Below are 11,459 nucleotides of genomic sequence, written 5' to 3'. Positions count from 1 at the left end.
CGCTCCGATCTGGTCCCGGCGACGGCGACGACGGTCGCCGCCGCCGTGATCGCCACCCTCGCGTTGTGGGTGCCCGCCGCGCACGCGGCCGGCCCGGCGCAGCTCACCCACCAACCGACCGTCGCGGCCGACCCAGTGGCCCGGCCGAACCCGGCCGCCGCCCCGGCCGAGGGGAACCTCGCGCAGGGCCGCCCCACCCAGGAAAGCGGCCACGCCGATGTCTACGACTCGTCCCGGGCCGTCGACGGCAACCAGGGCAGCTACTGGGAGAGCGTCAACAACGCCTTCCCGGAGTGGCTCCAGGTCGACCTCGGCTCGGCCGTCCCGGTCGACCGGGTCGTACTGAAGCTGCCGACCGCCGGCTGGGGCACCCGTACCCAGACGCTGAGCGTGCAGGGAAGTACCAACGGCTCGTCCTTCGGCGACCTGGCCGCGTCCCGGGCGTACACCTTCAACCCGGCGGTCGACGGCAATTCCGTGACGATCACCTTCGGGCAGACCAGCACCCGCTACGTCCGGATCACCATCACCGCGAACAGCGGCTGGCCGGCCGGGCAGATCTCCGAGCTGGAGGTCTACGGCCCGGACGGCGGCGGCACCGACACCACCCCGCCGGGCGTGCCCGGCACGCTCTCCTACACCCAGTCCGGTACGACGATCGCGCTGAGCTGGGGTGCCGCCACCGACAACCCCGGCGGCAGCGGCCTGGCCGGCTACAACGTCTACCGCAACGGCGCACAGGTCGCCTCGCTCGGCAACGTGACCAGCTTCAACGACACCCAGCCGACCGACACCACCGTCTCGTACTTCGTCCGGGCCCGCGACGTGGCCGGCAACCTCTCCGGCAACAGCAACACCGTCACCCGGACCGGCAGCCAACCGCCCGGCTGCGTCAACGTGGCCCGGGGCAGGCCGGCCACCGCCAGCGGCTCCACCTTCACCTTCGTGCCGGCGAACGCCGTCGACGGGTCGCTCGGCACGTACTGGGAGGGGGCGCCCGGATATCCGCAGCACCTGACGGTGGCGCTCGGCGCCAACCACGCGATCACGGCGGTGCGGGTGAAGCTGAACCCGGATCCCGCCTGGGGCACCCGTACCCAGAACTTCCAGGTGCTCGGCCGGGACCAGGCGGCGACGACCTACACCAGCCTGGTGCCGGCGGCGAACCACCAGTTCGTGGCGGGCAGCAACGCGGTGGTGATCCCGGTCAGCGCGACCACGGCGGACGTGCAGCTCCGGTTCAACTCCAACACCGGTGCCCCGTCCGGCCAGGTCGCCGAGCTGGAGGTCTGCGGCACCCCCGCGCCCAACCCGGACCTGGTGGTCACCTCGACCGGTTGGACGCCGGCCGCGCCGAGCGAGACCACCCCGGTCACCCTCTCGGCCACGGTCCGCAACAACGGCTCGGCGGCGGCCGCCGCGACCACGGTCAACATCAGCCTCGGCGGCACGGTCGCCGGCAGCGCCCCGGTGCCCGCGCTGGCCGCCGGTGCCTCGACGACCGTCACGGTGAACGCCGGCACCCGGCCGATGGGCAGCTACCCGGTCGTCGCGGTGGTCGACCCGACCAACACGATCGTCGAGCAGAACGACGCCAACAACAGCTTCACCGCGCCGTCGCCGCTGGTCGTGGGCCAGGCACCCGGCCCGGACCTCCAGGTGACCGGCATCGCCTCGAACCCGCCGAACCCGGCGGTCGGGGCCGCGGTGACCTTCACGGTGTCGGTGCAGAACAGGGGTACCGCCGCGACCGGCGCGACCACGGTCACCCGGGTCACGGTCGGCGGCACCACGCTGAACACCAACACCCCGTCGATCGCGGCGGGTGCGACCAGCACCGTGGCGATCAGCGGAAGCTGGACCGCCACCAGTGGCGGGGCCACCATCACCGCCACCGCCGACGCGACCGGTGTGGTCGCGGAGACGAACGAGGGCAACAACGTACGCACCCAGTCGATCGTCGTCGGGCGCGGTGCGGCGGTGCCGTACGTGTCGTACGAGGCGGAGGCCGGTCGCTACCAGGGCACCCTGCTGGAGGCCGACCCGCTGCGTACCTTCGGGCACACCAACTTCGGCACCGAGTCCTCGGGGCGCAGGTCGGTCCGGCTGAACAGCACCGGCCAGTTCGTCGAGTTCACCTCGACCAACGCGGCGAACTCGATCGTGGTGCGCAACTCCATCCCGGACGCGCCGGGCGGCGGCGGCATCGAGGCCACCATCAGCCTGTACGTCAACGACACCTTCCTGCGGAAGCTGACCCTCTCCTCCCGGCACAGCTGGCTGTACGGCAACACCGACGACCCGGAGGGGTTGTCGAACAGCCCGGGTGGCGACGCGCGGCGGCTCTTCGACGAGGCGAACGCGCTGCTGGCCCAGTCGTACCCGGCCGGCACCCGGTTCCGGCTCCAGCGGGACGCGGGCGACACGGCCGCGTTCTACATCATCGACCTGGTCGACCTGGAGCAGGTTGCCCCGGCGGCGAGCCAGCCGGCCGGCTGCACGTCGATCACGCAGTACGGCGCGGTGCCGAACGACGGTCTCGACGACACCGCCGCGATCCAGCGGGCGGTCACCGACGACCAGAACGGTGTGATCGGCTGTGTCTGGATCCCGCCGGGCCAGTGGCGCCAGGAGCAGAAGATCCTCACCGACGACCCGCTGAACCGGGGCCAGTGGAACCAGGTCGGGATCAGCAACGTCACCATCCGGGGTGCCGGGATGTGGCACTCGCAGCTCTACACGCTGACCGAACCGCACCTGGTGGTCGGCGGGATCAACCACCCGCACGAAGGCAACTTCGGCTTCGACATCGACGCCAACACCCAGATCTCGGACATCGCCATCTTCGGCTCGGGCCGGATCCGGGGCGGGCCGGGCGGTGCCGAGGGTGGCGTCGGGCTCAACGGCCGGTTCGGTGTCGGCACCCGGATCAGCAACGTCTGGATCGAGCACGCCAACGTCGGCGTCTGGGTGGGCCGGGACTACGAGAACATCCCGGCGCTCTGGGGTCCCGGTGACGGGCTGGAGTTCACCGGGATGCGGATCCGCAACACGTACGCCGACGGGATCAACTTCACCAACGGCACCCGGAACTCGCGGGTCTTCAACTCGTCGTTCCGGAACACCGGTGACGACGCCCTGGCGGTCTGGGCCAGCCGCTACGTCCGGGACACCTCGGTCGACATCGGCCACTCCAACGCCTTCGTCAACAACACGATCCAGCTGCCGTGGCGGGCCAACGGCATCGCCGTCTACGGCGGGTACGGCAACCGGATCGAGAACAACCTGATCTACGACACGATGAACTACCCCGGGATCATGCTCGCCACCGACCACGACCCGCTGCCGTTCTCCGGGCAGACGCTGATCGCGAACAACGGGCTCTACCGCACCGGCGGCGCCTTCTGGGGCGAGCAGCAGAAGTTCGGAGCGATCACGCTCTTCCCGGCGACCCGGGACATCGTCGGGGTCACCATCCGGGACACCGAGATCGTCGACTCGACGTACGACGGCATCCAGTTCAAGACCGGTGGCGGCAACATGCCGGGCGTCGTGATCAGCAACGTCCGGATCGACCGGTCCAACAACGGCGCCGGCATCCTGGCGATGAACGGGGCGCGCGGCAGCGCGACGCTGTCGAACGTGACCATCACCAACTCGGCCACCGGCAACATCGTGGTCGAGCCGGGGTCGAGTTTCACCATCACCGGTGGGCAGCCGGCCCTCCGGCAACCGCGCAAACCGGCCGTCGACTGAACCTGCGCCGAGGTATCGGCTCCGGGCCTGACCGGCCACGGGCGTACCTCCCGGGCACCGGGAGCCGCCCGTGGCCGGTCGGCGCATCTCCTCCGGCCGGCGGCGGGGCGGTGTCCGCGCCCCGGGCCGGTCGGCGGAGCCGTAACCTGGGCGGGTGATCCGCACCCTGGCCGTGCAGAACTACCGGTCGCTGCGCAGCCTGGTCGTGGAGTTGGGCCGGCTGACGGTGGTGACCGGGGCGAACGGCACCGGCAAGTCGAGCCTCTACCGGGCGTTGCGGCTGCTGGCCGATTCGGCCCGCAACGGGGCGGTCGCGGCGCTGGCCCGGGAGGGCGGGTTGCCGTCGACGCTCTGGGCGGGGCCGGAGACGATCGGCCGGGCGGTCCGGGCCGGTGAGCATCCGGTGCAGGGTACGGTCCGGCGCGGCCCGGTCAGCCTGCGCCTCGGCTTCGCCGGGGACGATTTCGGCTACGCCGTCGACTTCGGGCTGCCTCCGCCGTCGCAGAACTCGGCCTTCACCCGGGATCCGGAGGTCAAGCGGGAGGCGGTCTGGTCCGGGCCGCTGCTGCGCCCGTCGACGCTGCTCGCCGAACGCGCCGGGACCGCGCTGCGGCTCCGCGACGGCGGCTCGTGGCTGGCGGTGCCGGACGCGGTGCACCCGTTCGACAGCATGCTCAGCGAGTACACCGATCCGCAGCGCGCTCCGGAGCTGCTCACCGTACGCGAGCGGATTCGCTCCTGGCGCTTCTACGACCATCTGCGTACCGACGTGGCCGCACCGGCCCGGCAGCCGCAGGTCGGTACCCGGACCCCGGTGCTCGGCCCGGACGGCGCCGACCTGGCCGCCGCGTTGCAGACGATCCGGGAGACCGGTGACGCCTCGGCGCTGGCGTCCGCCGTGGACACGGCGTTTCCCGGCACCGAGCTGGCGATCGGGGTCGAGTCCGGGCGGTTCGAGGTGCGGCTGCACCAGCCGGGCCTGCTGCGCCCGCTCGGCGGTGCGGAACTCTCCGACGGCACGCTGCGGTACCTGCTCTGGGTCGCCGCGCTGCTCAGTCCGCGACCTCCGGCGCTGCTGGTACTCAACGAGCCGGAGACGAGCCTGCATCCGGAGCTGCTGCGGCCGCTGGCCGGGCTGATCCTGGCGGGCTCGGCACGTACCCAGGTGGTGGTGGTCAGCCACTCCCGGGCGTTGACCGGCGCGCTGGAGCACGACGCGGCCGAACTGAGCACGATCGAGCTGGTGAAGGAGTTCGGCGAGACCCGGGTGGCCGGGCGGGGGCGTCTGGACGAACCGGCATGGCAGTGGCCGAAGCGCTAGGCAGCGGGCGTTTTCCCGCAGGGGTGGGGAGGTGACGACGTGTCGAGGCGCGGCACCGCGAGCTATGCCGGGGTGACCGGGCTGCCGCCGATCGTGTCGGCGGCGGTGGCGCTCGCCGAGGAGCTGGGGTTCGGGTGCTCGTGCCGGCTGGAACAGGGGCGGTTGCTCTCCGCGCTGGCGGCCGGCGCGACCACCGTCATCGGCGAGACCGGTACGGGCTGCGGCGTCGGGTTGGCCTGGCTGGTCGCCGGCCGGCGGCCCGGGGTCCGGGTGGTCAGCGTCGAGCGGGATGCCGAGCGGGCCGAACGCGTGGCCGGGCTCTTCGCCGACGTCCCGGAGGTCGAGGTGGTCTCCGGTGACTGGACCCGCATCGAGGCGTACGGCCCGTTCGACCTGCTGGTCCTCGACGGTGGTGGCAACGGCAAGCAGGGTGTGGCGGCGGATCCCGAGCGGCTGCTCCGGCCGGCCGGGTCGGTGGTGGTCGACGACTTCACGCCGCTGACCGGGTGGCCGCCGATGCTCGGTCCCGCGCCGGACGCGGCCCGGCTGGGCTGGCTCGACCATCCGGCGCTGCTCGCCACCGAGGTCCGGCTGGCGCCGGATCTCTCGACGGTGATCGGCACCCGCCGCCCCTGACCGGCCTCCGCCGACCGGCTGTGTGGGGGGCCGGCGCCATCCGGTCCGGGCACGCCGACCCTGGCGCGACCACTATCTCGTCTGCTTATCATAAGAGTTAGTCGATGTCTTCGACGAGCATCAGCCGCCGCCGGGTCCGCCGGGATGCCGGCCACGAAGGGTCTAGAGTTTCGCCGTGAAGCGCACCTCCAGGGACATCCGGATCGCCAACCGTTTCGAGGTGCTGCGCCGGATCATCGGCGTACCGATGGTGTCGCGGCAGCAGATCGCCCAGGACACCGGGCTCAGCCTCGCCACCGCGGCCAACCTGATCGGCGAGTTGCTGGAGCTGGGGCTGCTGGTCGAGGTGGGCTACCAGGACTCCGGCGGAGGGCGGCCCCGGGGTGTGGTCTCGGTCAACCCGGCCGGCGGCGCGCTGGTCGGCGTCGACGTGGCCGAGACGTACGTGCACGTCGACCTCTTCGACGCCGGGCTGGGAGTGCTGGCCAGCGTCGAGGAGGAGTTGCACCCGACGGAGAATCGGCCCGAGCAGGTGGTGACGCACATCGCCTCGGCGGTCGGCGCGGCGTTCGCCGAGGGCGGCGTCGACCCGGATCGGGTACTCGGGGTCGGGGTCAGCGTGCCCGGCCAGGTCGACCGCGAGGGCGGGGTCTCGGTGTACGCCCCGAACTGGGACTGGCACGACGTACCGCTGCGCGACCTGCTCGCCGGTTCGCTGGACCTGCCGCTCTATCTGGACAACCCGCTGCGCGCCTGCGTGGTCGCCGAGCTGTGGTTCGGGGCCGGCCGGGGGCGCGACGACGTGGTGGTGGTCAACCTCGGCACCGGGGTCGGCGCCGGCCTGGCCTTCGGCGGGACGCTCTACCGGGGCGCCACCAACAGTGCGGGGGAGTGGGGGCACACCACGCTGGTGGTCGACGGGCGGCTCTGCCACTGCGGCAGCCGTGGCTGCGTCGAGACGTACGTCGGGGCACCCGGCATCATGCAGACGCTGCGCGACCTGGCGCCGGACAGCGCGCTGCTGCACCCCGAGGACCAGACCTCGACCATCGAGGCGCTCGCCGCCGGGGTCGCCGCCGGAGATCCGGTGGCCGCCAAGGTGGTCACCGAGACCGCCCGCTATCTCGGCGTCGCCGTCGCCGACCTGGTCAACCTGGTCAACCCGGAGGTGATCGTGCTCAGCAGCTGGGTCGCGGCCCGGCTCGGCGAGGCGTTGCTGCCGGAGGTACGGGCGGTGGTGACCCAGCACGCGCTGAGCCGCCCGCTGGCGGCGACCGAGATCACGCTCTGCCGGATCCCCGGCAACCCGGTCAGTCTCGGGGCGGCGACCTTCGCCCTCAAACGGTTCCTCGCCGGCATCGGCACCACCGCCGGCGGCCTCATCCGGCAACGCTGACGTCCCGGCGGCGGATCTGCGCGCCCGATTGCTCGCCGCGTTCGACCGGGTCGACGCCACTACCTGCCACAGAGCCGCGTCCGTATATTCCCTGGGGTGACCTCACCCCTTCCCAGCACCGGCAACCAGCCTCCCCCGTTCGACCCACGCCGCGATGTCGGCCCGGTCTGGCTGCTGATCGGGCCGGCACTCGCCGCGTCGCTGGGTGCCTTCATGCTCGCCGTCATCATCGGGCCGGCATGGATCGCGATCCAGCGGGACATGGATCTGCCGGCGTCGGTACCACTCTGGATCTTCGTCGCCTACCTGCTGCCGGCGGTGCTGGCGGTTCCGGTCGGTGCCCTGGTCGGCCGGCGCTGGCCGACCGCCGTCACGTTGCCCGCGATCGTGCTGCTGACTTCCGGATCGCTGCTGACGGCGCTGGCCCCGGGGAGCGGTCCGCTGCTGGTCGGCCGCGCGGTGACCGGGTTCGGGGCCGCTCTGGCCTGGGGTGTCACGGCCGCACTGGTTGCGCGGGTGCGGGCACGGCGGGCGTGGACGGTGCCACTCGTCGCCGGCGCGGTGGTGGTGGGGCTGGCTCTCGGACCCGTGGCTGGGGCGCTGCTGGGCCAGACGCTCGGTTGGCGGTGGCCTGTCATGTTGGCCGTGCCGTTCGGGGCGGCGGCGTTGCTGGCCACCGCGGTGAGCGGGATCGTCGTGCTGGTGCGGCACGCGTCCCCGCCGGCTCAGCCGCCGGCCGTACCGTTGGCATGACGAAACGGGCGGTGTAGGGCAGTCCGGCCAGACCGATGGAACCGCTCGATCCGGCGATGCAACCGGCGCCGCTCGGCGGGCCACCGCTCAACGTCGACATTCGCCACCGGCTGTCCGAGGCACCCGAGCACCACTCGACGCGCCCGGTGCCGTCGCGGCGCTAGCCGGCCCGGAGCACGGCGAAGCCGCGCGGGGGGATCCGGACGCCGCCCGGCACCGGCTCGGCGCCGCGCAGCACCCGGCCGTCGACGGTCACCTCGACCGGGCCGTCGGTGTCGTTGGCCAGAAAGGTGTAGCGGCGGCCGTCGGGATGCCGGCGCTGGACCGCCTCGACCCCGGCCGGCGGGGCGGCCAGCACCGGCACCACGCCGGCCCGGCCGGCGAGCCGGGTCAGCAGCCGCCCGAGGTCGGCGTCGGCGAGGTGGGTACCGAGGTAGTGGGCGGTGCCCAGGCCGTGCCGCCGCCGGGTCAGCGCCGGAGCGCCGGCCAGCGGTCCGGCGGCGTACGTCAACAGCACCTCGGCGGTCTGCGCGGTGGCCAGCTCCGTCCAGAGTCGACCGTACGTGCCGTCGTCGAGCGGTACCCGCTGGCCGTCGTCGAGCGGGAAGAACTCCTCGACCCGTACGCCGAGCAGTTCAGCCCAGGCGCCGTACCCGCCGAGCCGGATCCGGTCGTCGGGGTCCACCACCCCGGCGTACGGGCCGATGAGCACGGTGCCGCCGTCGGCGACGTACCGGGCCAGGTTGTCGGCGTCGGCGTCGCTGACCAGGTGCAGCGCCGGGACCAGCACCAGCCGGTACCGGCGCAGGTCGCCGCCGGGCCGGGCGAAGTCGCAGGTGACGGTGGCGGTACGCAGCACCCGGTGCCACTGCTCCAGCAGCGCCACCGGTTCGGCGTCCACGCTGGGCTGGCTGGGATGCTGCTGGGCCCAGATACTCGACCAGTCGAGCAGTATGGCGACGTCGGCGACGACCTCGCTGCCGACGATCTCGGCCAGCTCGTCGAGTTCGGTGCCGAGCGCGACCACCTCGCGCCAGACCTTGGTGTCGGTGCCGGCGTGCGGCACCATGCCGGAGTGCCACTTCTCGGCCCCTGACCGGGAGGCCCGCCACTGGAAGTAGAGCACCGAGTCGGCGCCCCGGGCCACGTGTGCCAGCGAGTCCCGGCGCAGCCGTCCGGGCGGCTTGGCGAGGTTGCGCGGCTGCCAGTTGACGGCACTGGCGGCGTGCTCCATCAGCGCCCAGGGCCGGCCGCCGGCCAGCGACCGGGCCAGGTCGGCGATGAAGGCGAGATCGGCGTACGGGTCGGCGCGGTCGGCGCTCAGGTAGTGGTCCATGGCGACCACGTCGACCTCGCCGGCCCAGGCCCAGAAGTCCACACTCCAGCGGTCGACGAGGAAGTTCGTCGTCACCGGTACGCCCGGACTGAGCCGGCGCAGGACGTCGCGTTCGGCCCGGTAGCAGGACAGCAGTTCGGCCGAGGAGAAGCGGTGGAAGTCGAGCTGCTGGGTGGGGTTGGTGAAGCTCGGGGTCTGCCGGGGCGGGAGGATCTGCGCCCAGTCGGTGTAGCGCTGCGACCAGAACGCGGTACCCCAGGCGGTGTTGAGCGCGTCCAGGGTGGCGTACCGGTCGCGCAGCCAGCTCCGGAACGCCTCGGCCGAGGTGTCGCACCAGCAGCGGGCGACGTGGCAGCCGTACTCGTTGTTGACGTGCCACATGGCCAGTGCGGGGTGGTCGGCGTAGCGGGTGGCGAGCCGCTCGACCAGCGCCACCGCCGCCGCCCGGTACGCCGGTGAGCTGGGGCAGAACGCCTGCCGGCTGCCCCACCAGAGCCGACTGCCGTCCGGGCCGACCGGCAGCGACTCCGGGTGGGCGTGGCTGAACCAGGGCGGCGGGGCGGCGGTGGCGGTGGCCAGGTCGGCGGCGATGCCGTGCCGGGCGAGCAGGTCGAGCAGGCGGTCGAGCCAGTCGAAGTCGTAGCGGCCGGGCTCGGTCTCCAGCATCGCCCAGGCGAAGACGCCGACGGTGACCAGGCCGACCCGGGCGTCCTTCATCAGCCGGACGTCGGTGGCCCAGACCTGCTCCGGCCACTGCTCGGCGTTGTAGTCGCCGCCGAAGGCGAAGCCGGGCAGGGCCGGGAGATCGAAGGCCATGGCTAGATCGTCCGACCTGGACGCCGGGGCCGTCAACCGACCACAGAGGCTTATTCTTTGTCCTTGACGAAGTAGTTGCAGAAGCCTAGGCTACGGCTCACCCCAGCGACGCCATCCACCAGCTCCAATGCCCGCGCCGTTGCCGCGCGAGAAGGAGGGCGCACCATGAGCGGTACCCGTTCCGGCCTGTCCCGACGGCGCTTCCTCGGCGGCTCGCTGCTGGTCGTCGGCGGCGCCGTACTGCCGGCCTGCCAGTCCGACCCGACCGGCGGCGGGGGGTCGGCCAAGGTCACCCTCAACCACTGGTACCACGAGTACGGCGAGCAGGGCACCCGGGAGGCCGCGCTGCGCTACGCCGCCGACTACACCAAGCAGAACCCGGACGTCGCGGTCAAGGTGACCTGGGTGCCGGGCGACTACAAGACGAAGTGGCAGTCGTCGGTGCTCACCCCGGAGGGCCCCGACGTGTACGAGATCAACGAGGTCACCCCGGACATGGTGGCGCAGCAGCAGGTCGCCGTCCTCGACGACATCCTCGGCCCGGCCAAGGCGGAACTCAACCCGCACGCGCTCAGCCCGCTCACCCACGGCGGCAAGGCGTACGGCGTACCGATGATCATCGACGTGATGCTGCTCTACTACCGCAAGAGCCTGCTCGCCGGGGCCGGTCTCGCGGCACCGGCCACCCTCACCGACCTGGTCGCCGCGGCGAAGGCGCTCACCAAGGGCAAGACCAAGGGCATCTTCGTCGGCAACGACGGCCTCGCCGGGATGCGCGGGGTGCTGCCGTTCTCGGTCGGCCAGGCCGTGCTCACCGACCGGAAGGTCAGCTACGCCACCCCGGAGATCGCCGACGCCTTCGCCGTCGCCCGCCGGATGTTCACCGAGAAGTCGATGCTGCTCGGCTACGCCACCGAGTGGTACGACCCCGGCGCCCTGATCACCGGCGCCACCGCGATCGCCTGGGGCGGGCTCTGGGCGCTGCCCCGGATCAGCAAGGAACTCGGCGACGACTTCGACCTCGTCCCGTGGCCGGCGCACGGCCCGACCGGCAAGCCGGTGGTGATCCTCGGCGGCTGGTCCCAGGTGGTCAACGGCAAGAGCAAGCACGTCGACGAGGCCAAGAAGTACGTGCAGTGGCTCTGGTTGCAGAACAACGAGGTGCAGCAGGACTGGGCGCTGAGCTACGGCTTCCACGTGCCGCCCCGGGCCGGCCTGGCCGCCCAGGCCGAGCCGTTGCGGACCGGGCCGGCGAAGAAGGTGGTGGACCTGCTCAACCAGTACGGCACCCGGACCACCGCGCTCTGGGCGCCGACGGTCAGCAAGCCGTACGACGATGCCGCCTCCGACATCATCCGCAAGAACGCCGACCCGCTGGCGACGCTGACCGCCGCGGCGGGCCGCTCCCAGGAGGCGCTCGACAAGCTGCCCACGGTCTGAGGCCC

The 11,459-nt window shown here is 72.4% G+C and carries 7 protein-coding genes; 6 read left to right on the top strand and 1 reads right to left on the bottom strand.

The features are described 5' to 3' along the window. From V1634_RS28045 to V1634_RS28025, 5 genes are all read left to right on the top strand, one after another. Positions 1-3,756: CARDB domain-containing protein (locus tag V1634_RS28045; RefSeq protein WP_331210727.1), on the top strand; the 3,756-nt coding region annotated here is incomplete at its 5' end. Positions 3,757-3,910: 154 nt separating this feature from the next. Beyond that, complete coding sequence (locus tag V1634_RS28040) at positions 3,911-5,077, top strand: AAA family ATPase (protein WP_331208965.1); 1,167 nt, start codon at positions 3,911-3,913, stop codon at positions 5,075-5,077. A 39-nt stretch (positions 5,078-5,116) separates the two neighbouring features. Further along, on the top strand, positions 5,117-5,713 hold the full coding sequence (locus V1634_RS28035) for an O-methyltransferase (protein WP_331208967.1): 597 nt from the start codon (positions 5,117-5,119) through the stop codon (positions 5,711-5,713). Positions 5,714-5,888: 175 nt separating this feature from the next. Beyond that, positions 5,889-7,109, top strand: a complete 1,221-nt coding sequence (locus tag V1634_RS28030; RefSeq protein ID WP_331208968.1) for an ROK family protein — start codon at positions 5,889-5,891, stop codon at positions 7,107-7,109. Positions 7,110-7,205: 96 nt separating this feature from the next. Continuing rightward, positions 7,206-7,862, top strand: a complete 657-nt coding sequence (locus V1634_RS28025) for an MFS transporter (protein ID WP_331208969.1) — start codon at positions 7,206-7,208, stop codon at positions 7,860-7,862. A 160-nt stretch (positions 7,863-8,022) separates the two neighbouring features. On the opposite strand, the gene V1634_RS28020 is transcribed toward V1634_RS28025, so the two are convergent. After that, positions 8,023-10,014, bottom strand: coding sequence for a beta-galactosidase (locus V1634_RS28020; RefSeq protein WP_331208970.1), 1,992 nt, complete (start codon positions 10,012-10,014; stop codon positions 8,023-8,025). A gap of 165 nt (positions 10,015-10,179) precedes the next feature. Between V1634_RS28020 and V1634_RS28015 the strand changes: the two genes are divergently transcribed. Beyond that, positions 10,180-11,454, top strand: a complete 1,275-nt coding sequence (locus V1634_RS28015) for an ABC transporter substrate-binding protein (RefSeq protein WP_331208971.1) — start codon at positions 10,180-10,182, stop codon at positions 11,452-11,454. Positions 11,455-11,459: the final 5 nt, after the last annotated feature.

It is taken from the genome of Plantactinospora veratri, assembly GCF_036421995.1.
GTDB lineage: Bacteria > Actinomycetota > Actinomycetes > Mycobacteriales > Micromonosporaceae > Plantactinospora > Plantactinospora veratri.
This window is presented reverse-complemented; position numbering and strand designations above follow the sequence as displayed.